Annotated in this window: 22 protein-coding genes and 2 pseudogenes; 12 read left to right on the top strand and 12 right to left on the bottom strand. The window is 61.7% G+C overall.

Annotation, left to right across the window (positions count from 1 at the left end; genetic code table 11):
• Positions 1-13 precede the first annotated feature (13 nt).
• Together FFM81_RS01685 and FFM81_RS01680 are read left to right on the top strand one after the other, a co-directional pair.
• Positions 14-112, top strand: a pseudogene (locus tag FFM81_RS01685) (CopG family transcriptional regulator); the annotation flags it as partial.
• A 70-nt stretch (positions 113-182) separates the two neighbouring features.
• The gene (locus tag FFM81_RS01680; protein WP_003567124.1) at positions 183-662 is read left to right on the top strand and encodes a hypothetical protein; all 480 of its coding nucleotides are present in this window, start codon (positions 183-185) and stop codon (positions 660-662) included.
• Here the strand turns inward: FFM81_RS01680 and ligD are convergent.
• The gene (gene ligD, locus FFM81_RS01675) at positions 646-1752 is read right to left on the bottom strand and encodes a non-homologous end-joining DNA ligase (RefSeq protein WP_138385213.1); all 1107 of its coding nucleotides are present in this window, start codon (positions 1750-1752) and stop codon (positions 646-648) included. The two genes, FFM81_RS01680 and ligD, sit on opposite strands and share 17 nt — an antisense overlap.
• A gap of 133 nt (positions 1753-1885) precedes the next feature.
• On the opposite strand from ligD, the gene FFM81_RS01670 reads away from it, so the two are divergent.
• The 4 genes from FFM81_RS01670 (at position 1886) to FFM81_RS01655 (ending at position 3858) form a co-directional block, all read left to right on the top strand.
• Entirely contained in the window at positions 1886-2284 is a 399-nt protein-coding gene (locus FFM81_RS01670; RefSeq protein ID WP_138385214.1) for a hypothetical protein, read from the top strand.
• A gap of 8 nt (positions 2285-2292) precedes the next feature.
• Positions 2293-2490, top strand: coding sequence for a hypothetical protein (locus FFM81_RS01665; protein WP_025417206.1), 198 nt, complete (start codon positions 2293-2295; stop codon positions 2488-2490).
• Positions 2491-2492: 2 nt separating this feature from the next.
• Complete coding sequence (locus FFM81_RS01660; RefSeq protein WP_025417207.1) at positions 2493-2813, top strand: hypothetical protein; 321 nt, start codon at positions 2493-2495, stop codon at positions 2811-2813.
• Between the two features lie 322 nt (positions 2814-3135).
• Complete coding sequence (locus tag FFM81_RS01655; RefSeq protein ID WP_025417208.1) at positions 3136-3858, top strand: SOS response-associated peptidase; 723 nt, start codon at positions 3136-3138, stop codon at positions 3856-3858.
• 172 nt (positions 3859-4030) lie between these two features.
• Here the strand turns inward: FFM81_RS01655 and FFM81_RS01650 are convergent, their stop codons facing one another.
• Complete coding sequence (locus tag FFM81_RS01650; protein WP_003567130.1) at positions 4031-4549, bottom strand: DUF2937 family protein; 519 nt, start codon at positions 4547-4549, stop codon at positions 4031-4033.
• 236 nt (positions 4550-4785) lie between these two features.
• Here FFM81_RS01650 and FFM81_RS01645 point away from each other — a divergent pair, with 236 nt between their 5' ends.
• The gene (locus FFM81_RS01645; RefSeq protein ID WP_003567131.1) at positions 4786-5052 is read left to right on the top strand and encodes a hypothetical protein; all 267 of its coding nucleotides are present in this window, start codon (positions 4786-4788) and stop codon (positions 5050-5052) included.
• Between the two features lie 106 nt (positions 5053-5158).
• Entirely contained in the window at positions 5159-5311 is a 153-nt protein-coding gene (locus FFM81_RS01640; protein WP_003567132.1) for a hypothetical protein, read from the top strand.
• Between the two features lie 37 nt (positions 5312-5348).
• On the opposite strand, the gene FFM81_RS01635 is transcribed toward FFM81_RS01640, so the two are convergent.
• The 3 genes from FFM81_RS01635 to FFM81_RS01625 form a co-directional block, all read right to left on the bottom strand.
• Positions 5349-5639 carry a BON domain-containing protein gene (locus tag FFM81_RS01635; protein WP_003567133.1) on the bottom strand — a complete coding sequence of 97 codons (291 nt, stop codon included), beginning with the start codon at positions 5637-5639 and terminating at the stop codon, positions 5349-5351.
• Positions 5640-5715: 76 nt separating this feature from the next.
• Positions 5716-6366, bottom strand: coding sequence for a hypothetical protein (locus tag FFM81_RS01630; RefSeq protein WP_025417210.1), 651 nt, complete (start codon positions 6364-6366; stop codon positions 5716-5718).
• Positions 6367-6494: 128 nt separating this feature from the next.
• Positions 6495-6671: a hypothetical protein gene (locus FFM81_RS01625; RefSeq protein ID WP_155256643.1), complete on the bottom strand. Its 177-nt coding sequence runs from the start codon at positions 6669-6671 to the stop codon at positions 6495-6497.
• Positions 6672-6742: 71 nt separating this feature from the next.
• On the opposite strand from FFM81_RS01625, the gene dxr reads away from it, so the two are divergent.
• Positions 6743-7933, top strand: coding sequence for a 1-deoxy-D-xylulose-5-phosphate reductoisomerase (dxr, locus tag FFM81_RS01620; protein WP_138385294.1), 1191 nt, complete (start codon positions 6743-6745; stop codon positions 7931-7933).
• 3 nt (positions 7934-7936) lie between these two features.
• Here dxr and FFM81_RS01615 read toward each other — a convergent pair whose 3' ends face one another.
• From FFM81_RS01615 to hemA, 7 genes are all read right to left on the bottom strand, one after another.
• Positions 7937-9019, bottom strand: coding sequence for an ABC transporter ATP-binding protein (locus FFM81_RS01615; protein ID WP_138385216.1), 1083 nt, complete (start codon positions 9017-9019; stop codon positions 7937-7939).
• 11 nt (positions 9020-9030) lie between these two features.
• Positions 9031-10953: a glycoside hydrolase family 127 protein gene (locus FFM81_RS01610; protein ID WP_138385217.1), complete on the bottom strand. Its 1923-nt coding sequence runs from the start codon at positions 10951-10953 to the stop codon at positions 9031-9033.
• A gap of 19 nt (positions 10954-10972) precedes the next feature.
• Positions 10973-11836, bottom strand: a complete 864-nt coding sequence (locus FFM81_RS01605) for a carbohydrate ABC transporter permease (protein ID WP_003567139.1) — start codon at positions 11834-11836, stop codon at positions 10973-10975.
• Positions 11833-12750 (bottom strand): carbohydrate ABC transporter permease, encoded by a 918-nt coding sequence (locus FFM81_RS01600; RefSeq protein WP_138385218.1) that lies wholly within the window; start codon positions 12748-12750, stop codon positions 11833-11835. Before FFM81_RS01600 ends, FFM81_RS01605 begins: the two co-directional genes overlap by 4 nt.
• Before the next feature lie 74 nt (positions 12751-12824).
• A complete protein-coding gene (locus FFM81_RS01595) occupies positions 12825-14063 on the bottom strand; it encodes an ABC transporter substrate-binding protein (protein ID WP_138385219.1) in 1239 nt (412 codons plus the stop codon).
• A gap of 54 nt (positions 14064-14117) precedes the next feature.
• On the bottom strand, positions 14118-15095 hold the full coding sequence (locus tag FFM81_RS01590) for a LacI family DNA-binding transcriptional regulator (RefSeq protein ID WP_025417216.1): 978 nt from the start codon (positions 15093-15095) through the stop codon (positions 14118-14120).
• A 368-nt stretch (positions 15096-15463) separates the two neighbouring features.
• Positions 15464-16678: a 5-aminolevulinate synthase gene (gene hemA / locus FFM81_RS01585; RefSeq protein ID WP_138385295.1), complete on the bottom strand. Its 1215-nt coding sequence runs from the start codon at positions 16676-16678 to the stop codon at positions 15464-15466.
• 324 nt (positions 16679-17002) lie between these two features.
• Between hemA and FFM81_RS01580 the strand changes: the two genes are divergently transcribed.
• The 3 genes and pseudogenes from FFM81_RS01580 (at position 17003) to FFM81_RS01570 (ending at position 25835) form a co-directional block, all read left to right on the top strand.
• Positions 17003-17260 (top strand): YMGG-like glycine zipper-containing protein, encoded by a 258-nt coding sequence (locus FFM81_RS01580; RefSeq protein ID WP_003567150.1) that lies wholly within the window; start codon positions 17003-17005, stop codon positions 17258-17260.
• A gap of 170 nt (positions 17261-17430) precedes the next feature.
• A complete protein-coding gene (locus FFM81_RS01575; protein ID WP_172643021.1) occupies positions 17431-19359 on the top strand; it encodes an autotransporter assembly complex protein TamA in 1929 nt (642 codons plus the stop codon).
• Between the two features lie 54 nt (positions 19360-19413).
• Positions 19414-25835, top strand: a pseudogene (locus FFM81_RS01570) (translocation/assembly module TamB domain-containing protein).
• Positions 25836-25898 lie beyond the last annotated feature (63 nt).

The raw sequence follows: 25898 nt of genomic DNA, 5'->3' as shown, positions 1-25898 counted from the left end.
CCGGCCGAGCCCCATGACCATGCCCAACACCATCACCCTCATTGAAGACGCCGCCGATCGGATTGCCGATGTCTCCCGGGCTGATCTGCAGATCATCCTCCGCCGCGCCGCGCACACCTTTCTGTTCAACAAAACTAACGGAGCGGGTGGAGACCATGATGCGATTCGGCTAGTCGTCGTCCATGCTTAAGTTTGTAGAACTACAACTCGGCCAGGGTTGGGTTGCCGAGCCAAATGCCCCCCAGCCTGAAGTTTCAGTTGCGGGCTCCAAGGTCAACGTCTGTTTCCGCTCGCATAGGCCCGTGCGAGACGAAAAACCGTCGGGTATTCTTAGGGCTTTGAACCTATTTTCGAAGGCCGGCCCGAAGTTTGATGAGACATGGGGCACTCTAAGTTTCATTTGCTGCTGCCGGTGGCGCTGGGACGACACCAACGATCATGAATGGTATAAGGTAGATGGCCATGGTCGCTACAGTGGCATAGCTCCCCGATGGGGCGAGTTCTATGAGTTAGTTGGCCACGACCCGATCCGCGATGCCGTGCCGTGGGAAACAATCCAGGAAGACACCGCTAACTCACGACATTTCCTCTATTATTTTCGCGACGAAACGCTTGAATTCATGGCCGAGGAGTGGTCGTTCATCCCTAGCCTGACGGTCTAATTTTGCGGTCGTTTGGCGCTGAGACTTTCTTGTCGTGACGCTGTGGTCCGAGTTCCATGACCGCCGCGCTATCCTGCTCCTCCCTCAACCCCTTATATGATGGATGCCGCAGCTTCCCGTCACGCGTCCAGTCTCGATATTCGATCTCAGCAACAAGCTTCGGATCAACGAAGACCGCATCTCGTTTCCGCCCGGTATCGACCGCAGGCTTGTTGATCATCAGCTTGTCCATCTGCTGCCGGAGCTCGACTGCGGAACGCTCGTTCAAGCCGGTCCCCACTCCCCCGACATAGACGAGCTCCCCTCCCTTGCGCGCGGCGAGCAGAAGCCGTCCGATACCCCCGAACGATGCGGTGGACTTCTCATAGCCGATGATCACGAACCCATCGCTATGGATGCATTTGATCTTCAGCCACTCGCCACCGCGGCCGCTGCGATAGGTGCTATTCCGATCTTTCGCTATGATGCCCTCGAGCCCATGCTCGCAGGCGATGCGCAGAAGCGTTTCTCCATCTGCCTCGATCTCCTCGGAGAGCCGAATGGCCTCTTCCCCGCCGGCTGGCACCAGACCCTCGAGGAGATGGCGCCGCGCGGTGAGCTCGATTCCGGTGAGGTCATGGCCATCAAAATAGAGAAGATCGAACACCAACAAGACCGCTTCCCGGGACGTCCGCTTTCCGCCGCGTCCGCCTAACGACTGCTGAAGCCGACCGAAATTAGAACGGCCCTGCTCATCGAACACGACGGCTTCACCGTCGAGGATCGCTGTCGAAACGGGAAGGCGTTTTGCTTCGGCCGCGATTGCCGGAAAGCGGTCGGTCCAGTCAAGGCCGCCGCGCGTCAGGATGCGAACTCCCGACGGCTCGACGTGGAGGGCTAGGCGATAACCATCCCACTTGATTTCATAGATCCATTGGCTGCCCTTCGGCGGCCGCGGCTTCGGCTGCGCCAGACAGGGCTCAACGCGCGCCGGCATAGGGTCCAGAGGAAGATTAGGCTGGGTGGGATCTCGGCGCCGGCGCGGCCGGCTGCGGAGCGGCGCGTCGGCTTCACCGAGCAGCGGCATGGATGGCTTGGGCGTCGTTGTCATGCAGGCAGTTCATCAGCAACACTTAAAAAAGCAATTTGCCCAGATTGATTATTGACTCATCTTTCTCCGCGAACATAATAAGAACATCGGCGTGCGGCCGCCAATCTGACAAACGAAGATGTGGAGAACGGATATGCGAGAGCAGCCGATCGGCGAAGCCGTGGAAGATGATGAATTGGATCTAACCGGGGTGATGTGGCCGCCGGGGACGGAGATCGAGGTCTCCGAGGTCCACGCGAGCCTGGCCAAGGCCATCGCAGGCAGTCGCGGCGTGAGGTTTTTTGCTACTCGCCTGATTGACGTTCCCAGCGACTGCCATTTGGGAAATTTACAGATGGCTATCGATGAAACAGCAGGCGAGGCATGTGGCATCTATCTGACCACTCACATAACTGACCTGGATGCAGAAACCGGAGAGCCCGTTCTGGTAGAGGAGGCCACGCGGCCATTCAAGTTCCCGTGCACTGGTGGTGTTGAGGAAGCTATATCCAGCCTTTGCGAAAAGATGACACTGGCAGGCGTGATCCCTTGAGTGCAGCAATGAAACCTGAAGGGTCCCCGAAACCAGCGGATAGCGAGCTCGCTGAGGTGATCGCCTATCACGAAGGCGATATGCAAGCCGCGATAAACACGCCGCTTGGTGATGTCCGCCATTTGCGCCAGCAGCTTGCGTTGGCGGAAGTCGCCCTGAGCCGCGGCATGACGCGCGGCTGGCGGCCGAGTTACGATCGAGACTGACAATGCCGGAAATGAACGAAGCCAAGAAGTTGCGCGGGTGGAGCCTGCGCGACGCGGCCGAGGCCGGTCAACTGCTGGAAGTCAGATGTCAATTCTGCCGAAGGACATACCGCTTCTTTCCGCGGGACTTGCTGCAACTGACGACGAATGTCAGCCTGGACCGCTTGGCTAACCGCTTCCGCTGCGAGCGCTGCAACCGCAGGGACTACATGAGCTTGAAAGTCGTCCAAATTTGGGGGTCCGAACCTGGCAAGCTCACGGTGCGGCGGCTGGTCAGGGTCACCAGCGTCAAGAAGCCGATATGGGAAGACGGAGTTTTATAGGATGGCGTCCCGCCGAGATAATCCGCTCGCCCGCTGGCGGCTAAACGCCGAGCTTCCCCAACACGTCATCATCTGGTGGGGCAACTATAATTCCGGGGAACATCCCCATGACTTTCGCCAGAGACGCGAGATCATCAATTCTGCGCTGGCTCTCGATGGCGCATCGAAATCATATTCCGCTGCCATAGAGCCGGACCAATACCTTGTTTTCTGTTTTGGGAGCCGCGAAGCTGCTGAGCATTTTAGGGACCGCTGGAACGGCCAGTTCATCGATACGGATGAAGTAAACCGGAACGGCGCGTGGACGCCCAGGGAGGGAGATGTGTGCAATCTATACCAGATGATGAGCAATCAGGAGGCTATCCGCGCGATCACCGGCGCGATGGTGGACAGCACCGGCAATCTGGAACCGCTTCAAGAGATCTGGCCCGACCGAATGGCGCCGATTGTCCGCAACACCCCGGCAGGTCGAGAACTGGCAAACGTCCGATGGGGATTGCCGAGCTCCTCAAAAGCACTCTTTGACGCGGCGTCCAAACGCGCGGACGGGCTGCGCAAGAAGGGGAAAGCAGTCGATTTCGACGAACTCCTCAAGATGGAGCCGGACGGCGGCACGACAAATGTCCGCAATGTCAGCAGCAAGCACTGGAGACGCTGGCTTGCGGTCGAGAACCGATGCCTGGTCCCTTTCACCCGCTTTGCCGAGCCAGACCCCGCAAACAAGCCAGAAGGCGGCAAGACACCAAATGCTTGGTTCGGAGCACCCGACGAATCTCTGATGTTCTTCGCGGGTTTGTGGACGCCACAGTGGACGTGCGTGCGGAAGATCAAAGAGGGAATGACGACGAACGATCTGTTCGGGTTCCTGACCACCGAGCCGAACGCCGTGGTCGCGCCGATCCATCGGGCAATGCCAGTGATCCTCTCGACCGAAGAGGAAATCGAAACGTGGCTTACGGCACCTTGGGAGGATGCAGGCAAGCTGCAGCGGCCGCTGGCGAACAATAAGATTGTCTTGCTGCCGCCGCAGCCTACGCTGATTTGAGCAGGTGAAGCCAAGTTAATCGGCCGCTTGAGCCGCAAATAGCCACCATTCGCAGCATCCACGGGCGTTTACCCTGAGCCGACACCAAACTAGCTTGCAATTGCGAGAGTAGGGCTCAAACGGACGGACGGGATCAACCTATGTGGATCAGCAGTCTGCGCTCGCCGCACGGTCAACTCACCCGACGAACGCCCTTCGGTCTCGGCACAACCCGCCGCGCCCCCAATCCCAACAGCGCCGCCACAACCCAGCCACCGATAAAACCGATCGCGCCCCAGACAAGCCCTGCAAAGCTGACCGGCACGCCCGGCACAAAATCCCGCCAGGTATTGGCGAAAACGACGTCGTCCGGTTCTCCCAGCAACACGAAGGGCTTGGCGACGGGGGCGGCGGTGCCGAGTTTCAGTTGCTGCGACAGCAGTGTTTCGTAGCGCGTGATCGTGCTCTGCATCGAGACGCCGCGGTCGCGCAGGAAATCGTCGGAGGATTGCGCATAGGTGTTCAGCGCCTGCTGGCGATCGAGATGGTGGTCGGCTGCCTGTTTGTTGAAATCCTCGACGATGACGCGCAATTCGTCGATCGCGCCGCCGATCCGCTGGCGGTATTGCTGCGCAAATTCCGGCGCCTGGGAAAAGACCGTGCCGCCGGCAAGCCCGGCGACGATGGCGATAATCCTTGCAATCGGTCCCATTCTCGATCTCTCCGGCTCTCCCCAGCACTAAAGCGAGTTTCGATACGCTGGTCGCGCTTTAGTTCTTTGTTTTACGCACGTCGTTATCGCAAACCGCGGACACTTTTGCGCGACATGCTTTAACGATCCGCGGCCGCAAAGGTTTCTCTTCGACACAATCGGTAACGCTATGTGATTGAACCGACAGCGCTTCCGCCGAGTTGATCCGATGACCAACTCAAAAAGAGAGGCTTGTCATGAAACAGATTATCCTTGCCTGCACGCTCGCTGCTGCATCCATTTTTTCCGCCATGCCGTCGCAAGCGGCCAGCGTCACCATCACCACGGATGACGCCCGCCCCTACTATCGTGATGCGGAACGCCCTTATTATCGTCATGCGGAGCGGCCCTATTACCGCGAGCATATGCGGGCGCGCCACGTGTCCCGCGATTGCTTCACCAAGACGGAAAAGATCCGTCGTCATGGCCATACGGTCATCAAGGAAACCAGGGTCTGCCGATAGGCGATCCAACCACGAAGCCCGGCCGATCAGCCGGGCTTTTCATTTGATCTTTCGATGCGGAACTTCGGCCATATCAGCCGCGTTATGGGCGAAAGGGAGAAGCGTCATGCGTATCAAGCTCAGTCTTTTGGCCATCGCCTATGTCGCCGTCAGCGCCGTCCTTCTGGCAATCGCCTATCACCCACAGGGATCGGGTGCCATGCAGAAGACAGATCGCCTGGCCGGTTCGTCCTTCCTGGTCGAACGTTTCGCTGGTTGAGGCTGAGCGCTGGATTGGGAGACGCGAAGGCGCCCCCTCAATGCCGCTCATTGATCGCAGGACCGCCGAGCAGTATCCGGTTCTGCACCGAATGCACGCCTTCCACGGCCATGGCTACCGCGGTCGCCCGTTCGATTTCGCCGACTGTGCCGACCGTACCGGTCAGCACGATCTGATCATTTTCCATCGTCACTTCGACATCGGCCGCGTCGATGCCGCCGGCAATTGCCAGGGCGTTGGCGACGGCCGCTTCGACCGATGCGCGATTGGCAATTTCCGCTTCGATCTCGGGCTCGAGCCCGTGAAATGTCTGTTCCTTGAAAACCATGATCCGTTTCTCCGTAGAAGCTGGGCGTCAAACCTTCGGAGGAAACGCCCGTCGGCTGGATTTGGTTTCAGGCCCGCTACCAATTGAGGCGATAGCGCAGATTGACGCTGCCGGCCTCAGATGGTGAAAACGGGTTGCTCACCGAGGCATCGAGATTGAGGTTCGGCAGGATCGCCTGGTTGACGGCAACCGAACTCGAAAAATCGCCGCTGGCATTGCTGATGCCGGCACCCGCCGAAAGCGAGGTTCCCGTCCAGGGATGGATCAGCTTCAGCGCCTGCGACGCCGTCACCGAAGCCTGTTTGATATCGACCGCGTCATATTGGACACTGATCGACCGGCTCGATTGCATATCGAGCGAGTCCGATAGGATCCAACTGCGTGAGCGGCTGAGCGTCAGCGCGCCGCTGCCGCGCAGCGTATCGACGCTGATCCTTGCGCCCCGCTGGGATTGGCCTGCCGGCGTGACGTTTGTCCTGACGATCCGTCCCCAGAGCATGGCCTGTTCGGAATCGGGCAGCGGCGCTCCGCCTTTGGTCGAGGCGAGCGCAATATCGGCGCCGGCGCTGGTTTCCCATTCGGCCGGCAGGCGAAAACCCATCGTCGCCTTGTAGGAGCGGTCGGAGAGTTTTGCCGGCGACCAGATCAGCAGGTCGTCGGCCTTTGCAGCCGAAGTGAGCGACGGCAGGGCCGCCAGAAGAATGCAGGCTGTTTTGAAGATCGTCATGAAATCCAACATTTTGACCAGGCACAGGGCTGCGGCGCCGACACCGCAACAGCAGGTATGAATGCGCTTGCAGCGCACGCGATGAGGGATCGCGGCCAAGCCGTCTATCCCGGTTTCATCCTCGATTTTCATGTTTGGCCGAAGGCCGCCGGCACCTCAGTACCGGTTTCGATGGGTGCCGCAGCGTCCCGAATTGCCTCTGCGACCGTGAACGGCGCGACGAATTTCGAATCCGCCAGCAACGTCACAAGGATCACATCCAGCCGCCGCTCTGTAAACCCCTTGAGGGATGAAATCTGCTGCACTGCACACTTGCCGCCCCCCGCAAAGCCTAGTAGAGCCTGAGCCTACAAGGGAAATTTTCGCGAAATTGCAGATAATGACCGGCAAAACCGCGCCGCGGCGCCTCAGCATCTTCGGCTCGACCGGCTCGATCGGCCGGAACACCCTCAAGGTCGTCGATCACCTGGGCGGGCGGGAAAACTTCGAAATCTCCGTGCTGACCGGCAACGGCAATGTCGAATTGCTGGCCAAGCAGGCAAAAGCCTTCGGCGCTGGGATGGCGGTGACGGCAAATGACCGGTTTTACGAATCACTGAAAAACGAACTTTCCGGCAGCGGCATTGCGGTCGCATCGGGAAAATCCGGCCTGATGGAAGCGGCCGACCGCGACGCCGACTGGGTGATGGCGGCGATCGTCGGCACGGCCGGCCTGGCGCCGACGCTGGCAGCAGCCAAGCGCGGCGCCGATATCGCCCTTGCCAACAAGGAATGCCTGGTCTCGGCCGGCGATCTGTTCATTGCAGCGATCCGCAAGGGCGGCGGCCGGCTGCTCCCGGTCGATAGCGAGCACAATGCAATTTTTCAGGTACTGGAGGAAAACCAGCGCCATGCCATCGAGCGGGTCGTGCTGACGGCCTCGGGCGGCCCGTTCCGCACCGCCTCGCTGAAGGAAATGGCCGGTGTGACGGCGGAAACCGCGCGCGCCCACCCGAACTGGTCGATGGGCTTGAAGATCTCGATCGACAGCGCCTCGATGTTCAACAAGGCGCTGGAGATGATCGAAGCCCGGCATCTGTTCGGCCTGACGCCCGAACAGATCGAGGTCATCATCCATCCGCAATCGATCATCCATTCGATGGTCGGCTATACCGACGGATCGGTGCTGGCCCAGCTCGGCGCGCCGGATATGCGCACGGCGATCGGCTATGCCCTGTCCTTTCCGCGCCGGCCGAACCTGCCGATCGAGCGGCTGGATTTCGCCAGGCTCGCCAGGCTCGATTTCGAGGCGCCGGACGAAGTTCGGTTTCCGGCATTGCGGCTGGCGCGGCTGGCGATGACACGCGGTGGCGTTCAGGGCGCGGTGCTGAACGGCGCCAAGGAAGTGGCACTCGAAGCCTTCATCGAAGGGCGGCTGCCCTTCCTCGCCATGGCCGAGATCACCGAACGGGTGATGGACGATCTGGCCGGCCTGCCGCCGGCCACCACCATGGACGAGGTCTTTGCCGCCGACAGGCAGGCGCGGCAAAGGGCAGCTGATCTGATGAACCTGGAGGTCGCTGGCTAGCTCTTACCGCAGCCGGTTGCCAGCCTCGTCGAACAATCGGCAATCCGCCGGTTCGAACAGCAGGCCGACCTCTTCGCCCGCCGCGATGCCGATCGGTGAGCGGTGCTCGACCGTCAGCGACTGGCCATCGGCAAGCTGGCAGTAGAGATATTGCGTTCCGCCGAGATATTCCGAGAAATCAACCCTGGCGGTCAGCTTGCCCGACTGATCGGCCGCCACCTTCAGATGCTCCGGCCGCAGACCGAGCGTCACCGCGCCTCCGGCTGGCCGGTCCGTCCCGATCAAGGCGGTTTCGATGCGAGCGCCGGCGACCTCGACGCCCCCCTCTCCCCAGCGGGCATTCAGCAGGTTCATCCTCGGCGAGCCGATGAAGCCCGCCACGAAGGTATTGGCAGGATCTTCGTAGATCTGCCGTGGCGTTCCGGCCTGCTCGACCCGGCCGTCACGCAGCACGACGATCTTGTCGGCGAGCGTCATCGCCTCGGTCTGGTCGTGCGTGACATAGATCATCGTGTTGCCGAGCTCGCGGTGCAGGCGGGCAATCTCGATGCGCATCGAAACGCGCAGTTCCGCATCGAGATTGGACAGCGGTTCGTCGAACAGGAAAACGTCCGGCTTGCGCACGATCGCCCGGCCGATCGCCACCCGCTGACGCTGGCCGCCGGAAAGCTGGCCCGGCCGCCGGTCGAGAAGGTGGTCGATCTTCAGGATGGCGGACGCAGCCTTCACCCGCGTCTCGATCTCCGTGGCATCGGTGCGCGCCATCCTCAGCCCGAAAGCCAGGTTGTCGCGCACGCTCATATGCGGATAGAGCGCATAGGACTGGAAAACCATGGCGATGCCGCGTTCGGACGGGTCGAGATCGGTGACCATGCGTCCCTTGATCTCGACCTCGCCGTCGGTGACGTCCTCCAGGCCGGCGATCATGCGAAGCAGCGTCGATTTTCCGCAGCCGGACGGGCCGACGAAGACGACGAACTCCCCTTCTTCGATCGTCAGGTCGATCCCGTGGACCACCTTCAGATTGCCATAGCTTTTTCGCACGTCCTGGAGCACGACGCTCTTGTTAGCCATACCGTTCGTCATCCCCAAACGACCTACTTGTCCGACTGGACCCAGACGAGCATCTCGCCGGGCGCACGGTTATCCCAGAGATGATAGGGCACGAAACGCGCCGTGGCGACCTGCCTTTCGGCCGGCGCCTTGCGGTAGAGCGGCGCGCCCCAATTCGACGTCTCCTCGCGCTCGACCTTGAGATCGAGGGCGACTGCATCGTTGAGGTCCTTCAGCACGACGGCTTCGGCCGCCGGCAGCTCGCGTGGCAGGACGATGGCATTGAGATCCTGGCCGTTGTCCGTTGTCTCGACGCAATAGACCAGCGGGCCGCGCATCAAGGCGACGCGGCCAGCATCCTGGCGCACCTTCGGATTGGCATATTGCGGGCGAAGCGATAGCGGCAGGAAAAGATCGACACGATCGCCATCGGCCCATTGCCGATCGAGCCTGGCATAGCCGTCACGCATGGTGGCGCCGAGATCGAGCCTTTCCCCATTGACGCTGAGGGTAGCCCCCTCCGCCCAATCGGGAATGCGCAGCGACAGCGCGAATCTCGCCGGCGTCTTGAGCTTGGTGGCAAAGGCGACCGCACCGTCCCACGGATAGTTGGTCACCTGCTGGAGTTCGACTTCGGCGCCGTTGGCAAGCTTCAGCCGGGCGGTGCTTTCGCCATAGAGATGCACGGCGATTTCATCGTCGGCAACCGCATACATATAGGAGCCGATCGAGGTCACCAGCCGGGCGATATTCGGCGGGCAGCAGGGGCAATGATGCCATTTCCAGCGGTGGTGCTTGCCCGCACTTTCGAGCGGATTGTCGTAGAAGAAGCTCTTGCCGTCGGTGGAAAGGCCGGGCAGCGCGCCGTTATAGAGTGCCTGCTCCATGATGTCGGCATAACGCCGGTCCGGCCCGCGGCCGAGCATGCGGCTTGCCCAGAAGACCAGGCCGACGGAGGCGCAGGTTTCCGCATAGGCCGTATCATTGGGCAGGTCGTAATAGTCGGTGAAGCCTTCATTGGAGGCTGCCGGGCCGATGCCGCCGGTGATGTACATCTGCTTGGTGGTCAGATCGTCCCAGAGCGTTTCCAGCGCCGCCGTCAGGCTGTCGTCCTTATATTCGGTGGCGATATCGGCCATGCCGGAATAGAGGTACATGGCGCGCACCGCATGGCCGACGACCTTCGTCTGCTGGCGCACCGGCTGGTGTGCCTGGCCATATTCATAGGTCTTCTGATGGAAGTCGGCAGCGCTCCGGCCGTCGCGAGCGGCTTCCGCCGTGAAGAAGTGCGGCTCGGTGCCGCGCTCGTCGATGAAGAACTTCGAAAGGTCGAGATATTTCTTCTCAGCCGTGACACGGGCGAGCTTGACCAGCGCCAGCTCGATTTCCTCATGGCCGCAATAGCCCGGGAGCTGGCCTTCGCCATGGCCGAACATGGTGATCATGTAATCGGCAAAACGGCACATGATATCGAGCAGCTTGCGCTTGCCGGTCGCCTGATAATAGGCGACCGCGGCCTCCATCAGATGGCCGGCGCAATAAAGCTCGTGATGGTCGCGCAGGTTGGTCCAGCGGCGGGCGGGCTCGACGCGCTGGAACCAGGCATTCAGATAACCGTCCTTATCCTGCAGTCTCTCATACATGTCGATGATTTCGTCGGCGCGCGCCTCCAGCTTCGGGTTCGGCCGGCGATAGAGCGAATAGGCGATGGTCTCGATCGACTTGCCGAGATCGGAATCCCAGAACATCTGCGTCGTGCCGCCCCAGGGCTGAATGGGAATGACGACGCCGGGGCTCGGCTGATTGACGTCGATCGCCTTCAGCATGCCGGCCTCGACGCAGCGGTCGAGCAGGGTTTCGGCGGTGGAGTTACAGACGGCGTCCTGCCATCTGCCCCAGAAGCCGCCGAGCTCGACATCGGGAACGGCGACGGGACGAAACTGGCGGTCGTTGCTTGATTTGGTCATGGCTCGACTTTCCCTATGATCATTTCACCGCGCCGGCCATCAGCCCGCGCATGTAGTAGCGTTGCAGCAGCAGGAAGACGATCAGGCAGGGGATCGTCATGACGACGACACCGGCCTGCACCGCTCCCCAGTTAATGGCGCCGAGCCGTCCGGCGCGAACCGCCGTCATCAGCACCGGCAAAGTGTATTTCTCGTTGCTGGAGAGCAGTACGAGGGCGGCCAGAAACTCGTTCCAGGCATTGAGGAAGGCAAAGATCGCCACTGTCGCCACCCCCGGAAGCACTAGCGGCAGCAGAACGCGCGCAAGCAGCCTGAGGTCGCGGGCGCCGTCGATGCGCGCCGCCTCTTCGATCTCCTTCGGCACGGCATCGAAGGCATTGCGCATCATGAAGACCGAGAAGGGCAGCTGCAGCGTCACATAGACCAGCGTCAGCCCAAGCAGCGAATTGTTGAGGCCGAGCTTTGCCAGAATGATGAACAGCGGCGTCAGGATCGACTGGAACGGGATCATCAGCGTGGCGATGATCAGCACGAAAAGCGCATTCTTCATCGGGAAGCGATAGCGCGAGAAGCCGTAGCCGGCGAGCAGGCTGACGGCGACGGTCAGCACAACGGTGGCGACCGAGACGAACAGCGAATTGATCATATGCCGCCAGATGCCGGCGCCGAACGTGTCGAGCAGCGCATAGGAATCGATGCTGACGCCCGAGGTCGGCCATGGCGGCAAGGGCGGCAGGCTGGCCTCGGTGCCATGCCGGAAGGAGGACAGCAGCGTGATCGCAAACGGCGCCAGGAAGAAGATCGAGATGGCGATGCCGGTGAGATGATAAGCGGATTTCACGCGGATCGCTTTGCGGGCGCGGCGTTGCCGTGAGGTGCTCATGGGCGTTCCTCCCCGACGCGCAGCAGCCAGAGCTGCACGACGCTGATCGCCATCAGGATGGCGAGCAGCACGATCGACAGTGCCGCGCCATAACCGAGATTGAACGACACGAAGGACTGGTTGAAGATGTAGTAGACCACCGAGATCATCTTGTTCTGCGGTCCACCCGCCGTCATGATGTAGAACTGGTCGAAGGCGAGGATAGAGCCGGTGACCGAGACGATCAGCGCCAGCGCGATCGTCTTGCGCATCAGCGGCAGCGTCAGGTGACGGAAACGCTGCCAGCGGCCGGCGCCATCGATGCGGGCGGCCTCCGTCAGTTCGGACGGAATGGCCTGCAGCCCGGTCAATAGAATGATCATGGTGAAACCGGCGATCTTCCAGACGACCATCACCACGATTGTCAGAAAGGCGGTGTCGAAGGTCGCCAGCAGATTGGGGCTTTTTTCGACAAGACCGAGCGCTTTCAGGGCCGGGCCGATAAAGCCGCTATCGACATTGGCAAGCCAGACCCAGAGCAGCGAGGCGGTGGCAAGACCGACGACGACGGGCAGGAAGATGATGGTGCGATAGGCACTGACGAACTGCCGTTCCTTCTCGACGAAGATGGCGAGTGGAAAGGCGATGGCGAAAATCGCGATGGTGACGATCACGGTATAATAGGCGGTGAAATTCAGCGCCGTCATGAAGCGGGTGTCGTTGACCATGCGGTAATAATTGTTGAGGCCGATCCAGCGCGACGCGCCCATCAGCGGCCAGTTATGCAGGCTCATCCAGCCGGTGAAGACCACCGGCATGACGAAGAAGACGATGACCAGCGCCATAGCCGGCGCGATATAGGCAAGGCCGCGCCAATTCGATTGGCGCCGTCGCCTGCGCCGAGGCAATAGGGTCTCTGAACCGGAACCGGTCATCAACACGCTCCGCATCTGTCAATTGAAATTGGCCGGGAAGCTGCCACCGCTCCCCGGCCGCGGCCTTGGGAGAGTTATTGGCCGCTATCGATGATCGATTGCATTTCCGACTGGGCGCTGGAGAACGCACCGTCGACATCGTCGCCGAAGATCGCGGCGTTGGTGAAGCTTGCCCACGGGCCGTTGGCGCTGTTGATCAGATCGTTGAATTGCAGCGTATAGGGCGTCTTGGCGACACTGATCGCCTTCAGGCCGACCTGCATGCGCGGATCGAGACCTTCCAGCACCTTGTCGGCGATATCGCCGCGCGTCGGCAGGCTGCCGTATTTCGCCATGATCTTCTGGCCGTCCATCGAATAGATATATTCGAGGAAACCCTTCACCGCGTCGATCTTCTTGGTGCCCTTGGTGATGACGAAATTGTCGCCGCCGGCAAAGGACGACGGCTTGCCGTCGACGCCGGGAATGAGGGTGACGCCGAAGTTGATATCGGGATGCTGGGTCACCAGCGTGCCGATCGCAAAGGCGCCGAGGCTCTGCTGGCCGATCTTGCCGTTGGTGAAGGACAGGAAGTTGGCTCCGTTATCGCTGGCCGCACCCGCCGGCACCAGGTCCTTCTTGACCATGTTGCGGTAGATATCGACGGCCTTGCGCATCTGAGGCGTATCGAGCGTCGCTTTCTTGCTGTCGGTCGACAGGATATCGGCGCCGGCACCCCAGGTGAGCGGCGTGAAAGTGAAGATCATGCAGCCGCCGCAGCCGCCGCCGGAGAAATAGAAGCCGTAGGTATCGTCACCAAGAGCCCGGATCTTCTCGGCATTGGCGGTGATTTCATCCCAGTTATCAGGCGCCTTTTCCGGGTCGAGACCGGCCTTCTTGTAGAGATCCTTGTTCCAAGCGAAGACCGATGTCTCGACGGAGAGCGGCAGGCCGTAAATCTTGTCCTGATAGGTGCCGAGGCGGACATGCGACGGCGACAGCGAATTGAAATAGGGCAGCGATTTTGCCCAGTCCGTCAGGTCTTCCAGCTGGCCGGCCGCGGCAAAGGCGGGATTGTAGATGAGGTCCATCGACAGCGCGTCCGGCGCCTGTCCGCCGGCGATCGCCGTCGCATATTTCTGCACCAGCTCGGAGAACGGCACCTCGGTCATCACGACCTTGTTCTCATGGCTGGAATTATAGGATTCGACCACCTTCTTGAAGGCGTCGCCGATGCCGGAACGAACCCACATTTCGACATTTTCAGCCGCCGATGCGGCCGAAAACAGACATAGGGTAGCGATGCTGGTCGCCGCCAATAGACGCTTGATCATGACTTTCCTCCCGATATGGCGCATCTCCCTGCGCCCTTGCTCATTTCCTGCTTCTCATTCCTTGGGGGCATTGCCCCCGCATGATTGCCGGACGATCAGCCGGCACGGCAATTTCCGGACACCCGGCTCGACGGACCGTCCTTCCGCAAGCGCCAGCACCGTCAATCCGGCCTGCCGCCCGAGCTCCTTCAACTCCATATCCACCGTCGTCAGCGGCGGCCGCGTCTGCGCCGCGACAATCTCCCAATTGTCGAAGCCGATCACCGAAACGTCCCGCGGCACCTTGACGCCGCGCTCGCGCAGCGCATCCGAGGCGCCGCGGGCGATCTGATCGTTGCCGCAGAAGAGCGCGTCCGGTTTTTCTCCCGGCCTCTTCCAGAGCTGTTCGACCGCCTCATGGCCCCAGCTTTCCGCCCAGACGCCGTAAAGCACCGGCTCGCGATGGCCTGCCACCTCATGATAGGCGCCGGCCCGTTCGCGCACCGAGAAGAACTCCTCCGGCCCGGTGATATGCGCAATCCGCCGCCGACCGGCCTTGACTAGCCATTCCACCGCCAGTCGCGCGCCCTGTTCGTCGTCCGAACGAAAGGTAACGCTGTTCGGCGTCCCCTCGGTGAAGGCGTAGACGACAGGCACATGCAAATTCGACAGATCGACAGGCAGACGCCTGTCCAGGCGCTTTCCCGTGGCGATGATGCCGTCGACCTGCTTGTCCAGCATCGCATCGACATGGATCTGGGCGAGCGCCGGATCGTCTTCGATGGCGCACAGGAAAACCGAAACCCCGTGATCGACGAGCGCGTCCGAAATACCCGCCATCACAGGCAGCGTGAAACGACCGTAGGTGTCGTTGGTCAGCAGCCCGATGGTGAAGCTGCGTTTGCTGAGAAGACCTCGCGCCAGCGCGTTCGGCCGATATCCGATTTCGCCAGCGATCCGCTTCACCCGTTCGCGCGTTTCCGCTCCCATCCGACCGGTGTCGTTGAGCGCCTTCGACGCGGTCGAGATACTCACCGCGGCAGCCGCCGCCACCTCATGGATGGTGATCCTGCCTCTTTTTCCTCCCGATATGTTCAGACCGTCCTCCTGCTGAATTGGCTTGAGAAAAGCTTTTACCAACCTCAGTGTCAAGTGAGAAAAGGTTTTCTCATGCAATTCGAAAGAAGGATGGAGGCGGCAGGCGCAGCGGGGAAGGAATGCAGGGGAAGACAGATCCCCATCGACCAAGCCGGCTTGCGACATACGCGGCCGCTGAGCGCAGCAGCACAGCGGCGGCAACGGATGCTCTTGCGGGGCGATCGGGGATTTGTGGGGGAGCTCGGGCGCGCAGAAGCGAGCGCGGTCAGAACCTCCGAGGGAGGTCCTGATTCGCGGTTTGAACCCGGGCGATCATCGAATGATCAGGCGACGTGCCTTGCCAGCGCGCAGCGCGACCAGAGCGAATGCAGCGCCTCGACCAGATGGGCGATATCGGCGTCGGAATGCAGCGGCGTCGGCGTGATGCGCAGGCGCTCGGTCTTCTTCGGCACTGTCGGATAGTTGATCGGCTGGACATAGACGCCGCAATTGTCGAGCAGCAGGTCGGAGATCCACTTGCATTTGGCGGCATCGCCGACCAGCACCGGCACGATATGGCTCGGATTGGGCACGTGCGGAATGCTGCGCTGGTCGAGCAGCGCCCGCAGCTTGCGCACCCGGTCCTGATGGCGGGCGCGCTCGAACTGGCTGACCTTCAGGTGCTGGATCGAGGCGACCGCACCGGCGGCAAGCGCTGGCGGCAGCGCCGTGGTGAAGATGAAGCCGGAGGCGAACGAACGAATGAAATCGCAAAGGGCCGCCGACGCGGCGATATAGCCGCCCATCACCCCGAAAGCCTTGCCGAGCGTGCCTTCGATCACCGTCAGCCGGTCCATCAGCCCCTCGCGCTCGGCAATGCCGCCGCCGCGCGGGCCGTACATGCCGACCGCATGCACTTCGTCGAGATAGGTCATCGCGCCGTATTTGTCGGCGAGATCGCAGATCTCCTTGATCGGGGCGATATCGCCGTCCATCGAATAGACGCTCTCGAAGGCGATCAGCTTCGGCGCCGTCGGATCGGCGGCAGCAAGCTTGGCTTCGAGATCGGCGACGTCGTTATGCTTCCAGATCACCTTGCCGCATTTGGCATGACGGATGCCCTCGATCATCGAGGCGTGGTTCAGCGCGTCGGAGAAGATGATGAGGCCAGGAATCTTGGCGCCGAGCGTGCCGAGTGCTGCCCAGTTGGAGACATAGCCGGAGGTGAAGATCAGTGCTGCTTCCTTGCCGTGCAGATCGGCAAGCTCACGCTCGAGCATGACGTGATAGTGGTTGGTGCCAGAAATATTCCGGGTGCCTCCCGCACCCGCGCCACAGTGGTCGATGGCGTTTTTCATCGCCTCGATCACCTTCGGGTTCTGGCCCATGCCGAGATAGTCGTTGGAGCACCAGACCGTGACTTCCTTTACGCCATCGGCCGTATGGCGCGTCGCGCGCGGAAAATTGCCGCGGTGACGTTCGAGATCGGCAAAAACGCGGTAACGGCCCTCGGCATGAAGCCCGTCCAGTTCGTTTTTGAAAAACGCTTCGAAATCCATCATATGCTCCAGTATCGCGCGGCCGTTCTTGCCGACCGGACGTCCGCGCGTCAATGCTTACCCTTTGCTTTAACATCAACTGCGGCAAAAGGCCCAGTTTTTTGAATGATTCCAGATAAAAAATCTGCACGCCGCGAGCAAGGAAATTGATGCCGTAGACGCAGTCGGGTTTGCGATCCCTGGGGGAGGACGTCGACCGCCCCTATCGCAAAAAAAACAGTGCAGTAGTGGACAACCCTTTCTTCCGACATAGTTTTCGAGCTAGCGTGCCAAAAAACAATAGGGACGGCCTATGCCCATTGGGCGACAACCCAGGAGAAAACGATGAAAAAAGCTGTCATACTTGCATTGATCGGCCTGTCGATCGCAAGCTGCACCCCGACTCAGCAGGGGGCCGGCATCGGCGCTGCATCCGGTGCGGTCATCGGCGGCGTCGTCACCGGCGATGTTCGCGGCGCAGCGGTCGGTGCCGCTATCGGCGGCGTCTCCGGCGCCTTGATCGGCAGCGTCGCCGAACAGCCCGGCCAGTGCTACTATCGCGACCGTTACGGCCGCCGCTACATCGATGCCTGCCCGCGCTGAGACCGCTTGGCAAATCGGCAAAAACAGGAAATCCCGGACACACCTCCGGGATTTTTTGTGCTGAAATAACGCGCTGGCAATTTAAAATGGTACACCCGGCGCAATTTTGCCGCTAAGCTGTTCACGGCTGGGCAACGAAGCTTCATTTTAGACGTAACCAAAAGCGGCGTATGCGGATTAGAGGGACAGGCCCGAAAACAGGTATTGCGTATCGGCGAACAGGCACCATGATGGTGGTCGCAGCGGCAGCTGCGTTCTCACCGGTCCTGATCGGCGACGCTTACGCCTTCAAGCTTTTCGGCATCACCATCTTCGGCAAGGACGAGGACGAAGCTCAGCAAGTGCCCGATCCGGTGCGCTATGAGGTCGACCTCAAAGCCGAAACCGCCGATCCCGACCTGAAAGAAGCGCTGCAAAACAGCTCCCGCCTCCTCAGCGACCAGAAGCAGCCGGTTTCCGGCGATCTCGGCGTCGTTGTCAAGGCGCGCGACGACCGCGAGCGGCTGATCGCAGCCTTATATGAAAAAGCCCGGTATGGCGGCGTGGTGACGATCACGATCGACGGCAAGGATATCGACGCCCTGCCGCCCAATCCGACCTTCGACCGGGCGGGGCCGGTCCCGGTCACCGTCGACATAACCCCCGGCCCGGTTTTCAAGGTCAGGGAGGTCCAGTTCGGCGGCGATGCCGCAAACCATAATCCCGCCGATTACGATCTGGCCCCGGGCGCCGAGGCCGGATCGCTTGCCATCATCAAGGCCGGTGACAAGATCGTCGAACAGTTGAAGAGCGAGGGCCGGCCCTTCGCCAAGCTGACCGAACGCAAGGTGGTCGCCGACCACAGGAGCGATACCGTCGATATCGTCCTTGCTGCCGAAGGCGGCCCGGTCGCCCCGATCGGCGATGTCGGCGTCACCGGCGAAAAGACCGTCAAGCCGGCTTTCATCCAGCGTTATTCCCGGCTCGACAAGGGCGAAGCCTATTCCCCGGAAGCGCTGAAAAAAGCCGGCGAGCGGCTTCGCGCCCTCGGCGTCTTTTCGAGCGTCACCATCCACGAAGGCGATGCGCTGGCCCCGGATGGCACGCTGCCGATGACGATCGAGGTTTCCGAAGGCAAGCGGCGCTATTTCGGTGTCGGCGCGCAATATTCCACCACCGACGGCTTCGGTCTTCAGGGCTATTGGGGCCATCGCAACCTGTTCGGCGAAGCCGAAACGCTGCGGATCGAGGGATCGGTCTCGCGACTGGGCGAAACCACCGATCTCGGCAGCCTCGACTATTCCGCCGGTATCCTCTTCACCAAGCCCGGCGCCTTCTTCCCGGCCGCCACACTGAAGGCCGGCATCGTCGCCAAGACCGAAAACCCGGATGCCTATAATGCGACGCTCGTCACCGCCTCGCTCGGCCTCTCCTACGAATTGACCGACCGCGACACCGTCTCGGCAAGCGGCGAGGTCAGCTGGGAGCGCGACGACGACGCTTTCGGCATCAACGACTATCTGACCTTCACCCTGCCGCTTCAATATGACCGCGACGCCCGCGACGACAAGTTCAACCCGACCGAAGGCTATCGCGCGACATTTTCGGCCAAGCCGGGTTACGAGATCTTCAACGCCACGCCCTATGCCGCCTTTCAGGGCTCGGTCTCCGGTTATCTGCCCTTCGGCGCCGAAGATCGCCTGGTGCTCGCCGGCAAGGTCGCCGCCGGTGTGCTGATCGGCGGTGATGGCATCGAGAATATTCCCGCCACGCAGCGCTTCTTCGCTGGCGGAGGCGGCTCCGTGCGGGGCTACAGCTATCAGGAAATCTCGCCCTATAACGACAATGGCGACCCCACCGGCGGCCGGTCCTATGTCACCGGTTCGCTGGAGGCCCGCATCAAGATCACCGATACGATCGGCATAGTGCCCTTCGTCGACGTCGGCACCGTATCGGACAGCACTTTTCCCGGCTTTTCCGATATCCGCGCCGGCGCCGGTGCGGGAATACGATATGCCACACCTTTCGGCCCGCTGCGGCTTGATTTTGCCGTGCCACTGAACAAGTACGAAGATGGCACAGATTATGGAATCTACGCCGGCATCGGCCAGTCCTTCTAGAATGACCAATGCCGATTTGTGAGCCATTATGAAAACGGGGTAGTGTCCGCGCCGATGCAAACGCTGGCAAAAATCGTCAACTGGTTCCTGCGGCTCACCGCCTATGGTGTGGGCGCCACCTTGATTCTTGCCGTCATGGCACTGGCGATCTTCGGCTTTACCGCCTTTGGCGCCCGCATCGTCACCGAAAAGATCGCCTCGACGCTTTCCAACCGCGACATGACAATTACGGTGCGTGAACCGCAAGGTCTTTTGACCGGCGGGCTTCGCGCCGCCGACATCACGGTCTCCGACACCAGGGGCGTGTTTGCGGAAATTCATGGGCTGGCGATCGACTGGAACCCGCTGGCGCTGCTGACCGGGACCTTCCACGCCAAACGCTTCGAGATCGAAGCGATCAACGTGCTGCGCAAGCCGGTGCGCACCCTGCCCTCGCGGCCCAAAGCAGAAGATGCCGGTGGCTTCGCTCTTCCGATCAAAGTCGATATCGACCGTGTGGCGCTGCCCGATATCAAACTGGCCGAACCCTTTGCCGGCCGCGCCTTCGCGCTCGCCGCCGAGGGTAGCCTGTCGGCAAACCGCGAGGGCGGCGAGGCAATCGTCAATGTTCGCCGGCATGCCGTCCCGGATGCACGGCTCGCCGCCGATATCGCCTATGCGCCGGCCGAAAACCGGCTGCGGCTGAAGGCGCAGCTTTCCGAACCGAAGGGCGGGCTGCTGGCGGGCTTTCTCGGCCTGCCCGACAATCCCGCCGTCAACGTCGATCTCGACGGTCAGGGACCGATATCCGACTGGCGGGGCAAAGTGCAGGCCGCTCTCGACGGCCAGCAGCGCGCCGCAATCGAGGCCCGGCATCAGATCGGTGCAGACGGATTGCACCACCTCGACCTCAAGGGCGGCGGCGACCTGAGCTCGCTGCTTCCATCGGCATTCCGGCCGCTTTTTGCCGGCCAGACCAATATCGATCTCGCCACCACCTTCGACGATCACGGCAGGATCGATATCCAGACCGGCAATATCGCCACCGGCAGCGTCGTCATCGCCGCCTCAGGCACGCTCGATCCGGCCGGCAACAACAGCCTAAACGCCAATCTGCTCGGTACATCGGGGCCTGTCGATTTCCGCTGGCCGCTCGCCGAAGGCGAAGCTCGCTTTTTGATTTCCGGTCTCAACCTGGCACTGACGGGCGATGCTCGCGCGGCGCGGCTGAATGTCAGCGGCTCGCTCGACACCGCAACCCTGCCGCAGGGCAATATCGGCAATATCAAGCTGACGGCAAAGAGTGATGCCTTCAATCTCGCCGCCCGGTCCGGCAGCGTCCAGCTGCGTCTCGTTGCCGGCGACATGACCTTTACGGAGCCGAACCTCAATCGCGCCGTCCAGGGCCCGGTCACGATCGCCTCGCCTCTGCAGATAACGCCCGGCAGCATCGGCTTTAACGGCACCACCGTCGAAAGCGCCAATATCAACGGCGGCCTCAACGGTTCCTACCGGCTGACAGACCAGGCGCTGACCGGCAACGTCAAGCTGACCATCGCGCCGGCAGCCCTGCCAGTTGCGGTCTCAGGCAGGTTTGACGGACCGATCTCGCTCGAAAGCCAGCTGGCCGGCACCATCCCATCGAAATTCGCGCTGTCCAACCTGGTCTTGAACTCCGGCACGCTTGAGGCCTCCGGCAATGTCGCGATCGACGGCTCGAAGTTGAATGCCGATCTCTCCGGCCGGCTGCCCGACATCGGCAAACTCATGACTGGCGGTAGCGGCGGGGCTGGTTACGCGTTGAGAGTTGGCGGCGAGCTGCCGGCAATCTCGGTGACGGCCAATCTCAAGGCCCCCCGCGTTGAGATGGCCGACCGCGTACTCGGCAATCTTAATATCGACCTGTCGGGTCTTGCCGATCCCAAGGCGCCGCAGGGCAAGATCGCCGCCACCGGCACGATCGATGGCCAGCCGATTGGCATCAACGGCGACATCCGCTCCGAAGACGGCAAGATCAGCATTCCGGCGCTGACCGCCGATATCGGCGGCAACCGGCTGACCGGCAATCTGGATTTTTCGCCGGCCCTGGAACCGACAGGCGCCCTGAGCTTCGACTTCCCCAATATCGGCCTGCTCGCCGCCCTCGGCGGACAAAGGCTGAGGGCGATCTGAAGGGGTCGCTCGGCGTCGAGAGCGACGGCAGCAAGATCGCCCTGAAGCTACTGGCATCGGGCGGCTCGATCCGCCGCGACACGCTTGCGATCGTCAAGCCGGATATCGATGTCAACATCAGCGATCTCCGCGCCCTTGCGGCAAACGGCACGGTCAAGGCCGACGCGGTGGCGGCCGGAGAAAACAGGCTCGCCGACCTTTCGCTCGGTTTCACCAAGCAGCAGAACCACACCGATTTCGATCTGAATGCCGCCTATGACGGCAATCCGGTTGTCGCGGCAGGCAATATCGAGGCCGCAGGCGGCGTGATCGACCTCAACCTCGATCGCTTCTCGGCAAGCCCCCGCAATATCCCGGTCGAGCTTGCCGCACCGACAAAGGTCGCCATCGGCGGCGGTGCCGCCAGTCTGAACGGGCTGACGCTGAAGACCGGCACCGGTTCTGTGAGCGTCACCGGTTCCGCCGGCGAGACGCTGAAGCTCAATGCCGACATCCACGAACTGCCGGCGGCGCTGGCCAATGGTTTCGTGCCGAACCTTTCCGCTGGCGGCACGATCTCCGGAACGATTGCGGTGACAGGAACGCCGGCCGCCCCCGTCGCCGATTTCAAGCTCGACTGGAAGGATGCGACGACCGGCCAGACCAAGGGCGCCGGGCTGGCGCCGCTCGGCATCACTGCGGGCGGCAGGTTCGCCGACAACAGGCTCGATTTCGATACGACGATGGGCAGTGATGACGGCCTGTCGCTGAAGGCCGCCGGCAATGTCGGGCTCGCCGACCCAAAGGCACTGGTCCTGGATGTTAACGCCGATATAATCAACCTGCCCGCCCGCATCGCCAATGGTTTCGTTGCCGATCTGGCCGCCGAAGGCACGGTTTCCGGAAAGGTCTCGGCGACCGGGCCCGTTTCCGCTCCGATCGCCAATTTCGATCTCGATTGGAAAGGTGCTGCAACGAGCCACACGAAACGGGCTGGCCTTGCGAATCTCGCCGTGAAGGCTTCGGGAAAATTCGCCGACAGCAAACTCGATTTCGACACGGCGATATCGGGCGCCGACAAGCTGTCGCTGAAAGCAAACGGCAATGTCGACATCACAGATACGACAATCGGCAACGCCAATGTCGATGCAGTGCTGGCGAATGTTCCGGCTGGTATCGCAAATAGTTTCGTCGCCGATCTCGCCGCCGAAGGCACGATCTCCGGAAAGCTTTCGGCCGCAGGTTCCTTAGCCGCTCCCACTGCGAATTTCGATCTCGATTGGAAAAAGGCAGCGACGAGCCAAACGAAACGTGCCGGCCTTGCCGCCGTCGATCTGATCGCATCGGGAAAGTTTGCCGACAACAAGCTTGATTTCAACGCGGCGGCCAGCGGTGACGAAGGTCTCTCGCTGAAAAGCGCGGGCAATGTCGCCATATCAGGCACGACGGTCGAGAACATCAAGGTCGATGCAACGCTGGCAAATATTCCAGCAAGGCTGGCAAACGGCTTCGTTGCCGATCTTGCAGCCGAAGGCATGATTTCCGGGAAGGTCTCGGCGAGCGGTTCACTTTCGACTCCAACCGCGAATTTCGATCTTGATTGGAAAGACGCGGCGACGAGCCACACGAAACGTGCCGGCCTTGCGGGCCTCGACATGACCGCATCTGGAAAATTCGCCGACAACAAGCTTGATTTCAATGCGGCAGCGGGCGGCGACAAGGGCCTGTCGTTGAAAGCCGACGGTAACGTCGCGCTGGCCGGCACGACGATCGACAGCGTCAAGGTCGATGCCGAGATCGGGAAGGTTCCGGCCAGTCTCGCCAATGCCTTTGTCCCTGACCTAGCGGCAGAGGGCACAATATCGGGCGGCCTTTCCGCCGCCGGCAAAATCGCCGCACCGACGGCCGAGTTCAAACTCGCCTGGACGGATGCCGCGACCAGCCACACGAGAACTGCTCATCTCTCGGGCCTCGCGCTTGCCGCATCGGGTCGTTTGGCCGACAACCGGCTCGATTTCGATGCCAATCTCGGGGGCCAGGATGGCCTCTCGCTGAAAGCCGCAGGCAATATCGCCATGTCAGGCACGTCGGTCCGCAACCTTGACGTCAAGGCCGATCTCAACAACTTGCCCGCGGCCCTTGCCAACGGCTTCGTCCCCGGTCTTGCCGCCGAAGGCACGGTGTCGGGAACGGCATCCGCCTCCGGCGCGCTTCCCAAACCGGCCGTCGATTTCAAGCTCGACTGGAAGAACGCCGCCACGGCCCAGACCAAAAGCAGCGGCCTTTCGGGCCTGAATGCCGCGGCATCCGGAAAATACGCCAATGACCGGGTCGACTTCGACGCCAACCTTGCCGGCAAGGACGGGGTGCTGGCCAAGGCGACCGGCGGCGTCACCATCGCGGGTACCGCCATCCGCGACCTTTCGGTCAATGCCGATATTCCCGCACTGCCGGCCAATATCGCCAATGCCTTCGTTCCCGGTCTCGGTGCCGAAGGCACGCTTTCGGCAAGCGCCGTCACTTCGGGAACCTCGACCAATCCGATCGTCGATTTCAAGCTCGATTGGAAAGATGCCGCAACCAGCCACACCAAGGCTGCCGGCCTCTCCCGCCTGGCGCTGGCGGCGACGGGTAAATACGCAGGTGACCGGCTCGATTTCGATGCCAATCTCAGCGGCGGCGGCGGCATTGCGGTGAAAGCCGCCGGCAATCTTTCGCTCGCCGGCACGTCGATCCGCGCGGTCGATGTCACGGCAAATGCCGCCAATGTTCCGGCTGCGATCGCCAATGGCTTTGTTCCGGGCCTTGCGGCCGAGGGCGCGGTTTCGGCGACCGCAAAGGCCACCGGCGCGCTATCGGCGCCCTCCGTCGATTTCAAGGTCGACTGGAAAAACGCCGCAACCAGCCAGACAAAAGGCGCCGGCCTTTCGCCGTTCACCATCGGGGCATCAGGCAAGCTTGCCGGAAACAGGTTGACGGTCGACACCAGCCTTGCCGGCGATGCCGGCATGTCGCTGAAGGGCGGCGGCAGCGTGGTGATATCAGGCAATCGCGCCCTCGACATGCGCTTCAACGGCAATCTCCCCTTCGCCGTGCTCGGCGCGCCGCTGGCGGAGCAGGGACTCGTCGCCGACGGCGTCGCCACCGTCAACCTGCAGGTTGGCGGAACGGCCGCAGCACCCGTCATCAACGGCACCGTCTCGACATCAGGCGCGAAGCTGGTCGATGTCCGGCGCAATCTCGCCGTCAACAATCTGACGGCGGCCGTCACCTTCAACGGCAGCCAGGCCGTGATATCGCGCCTCAACGGCAATCTCGGTGGCGGCGGCACGATTTCGGCGAGCGGCACCATCGGCATCCAACCGGCCGGCGGCTTTCCCGCCGATATTTCGATCAAGCTCGACAAAGCGGTCTATGTCGATGGGACGCTTGTCGTCTCGACGGTCGACGGCACGCTCGGTCTGCGCGGGCCGATCATGAATTCGACGTTGACCGGCAAGCTTCGCCTGGACAAGACTTCGATCACCGTGCCTGAAAAATTGCCGACCTCGCTCAGGGAAATCGATATCCGCCACAAGAATGCGCCCCGAGCGGTGCTTGCGCAGTTGCGCGACGATGGCGAGCGGAAACCCGGCGAGAAATCCTCGACGATGACCCTCGATCTCGTAATCGACGCGCCTTCGCATATTTTTGCACGCGGCCGCGGCATCGATGCCGAGCTCGGCGGCCAGGTGACGATCCGCGGAACGGCGGCTGCACCCATCGTGACCGGCGGATTTACCATGCGCCGCGGCCGCCTGACCATTCTCAACCGCCGTCTGGATTTTACCGACAAAAGCAGGATCACATTTGCCGGTGACCTGACGCCGGCCCTTGATATGGAAGCGAGCTCAACCTCCGGCTCGACGACACTGACCGTCGACGTCGCGGGCCTCGCCACCGATCCGGCGATTACCTTCTCCTCTTCGCCGCAGCTGCCGCAGGATGAGGTGCTGGCGCAGCTGATCTTCGGCCAGTCGATGTCAAAACTTTCGCCGGTGCAGATCGCCCAGCTCGCCGACGCCGTCAGCCAGCTGGCCGGCAACCGCTCGACCTCGCTTTTCGAAGGCCTGCGCAATCAGCTCGGCGTCGACGATCTCGATATCAGCACCGATTCCAAGGGCCAGACGAGTGTCAGCGTCGGCCGTTATCTGAACGACCGCACCTATTTCGAATTGCAGCAGGGCGGTGCGGCCGGAGCTAAGGCGATCATCAACCTCGACGTCGGCCGCGGCGTCAAGCTCCGCGGCGCGGCCGGCGGCAACGGCGCCGGCGAAGCGGGCATCGTCTATGAACGGGAATATTGAGCCGGCTTAATTCAGGAGAAGCACGTAGCGGATGGTGGTCCAGTTCGAATCCCAAAACTGCCC

It is taken from the genome of Rhizobium hidalgonense (genome assembly GCF_005862185.2).
GTDB lineage: Bacteria > Pseudomonadota > Alphaproteobacteria > Rhizobiales > Rhizobiaceae > Rhizobium > Rhizobium hidalgonense.
This window is presented reverse-complemented; position numbering and strand designations above follow the sequence as displayed.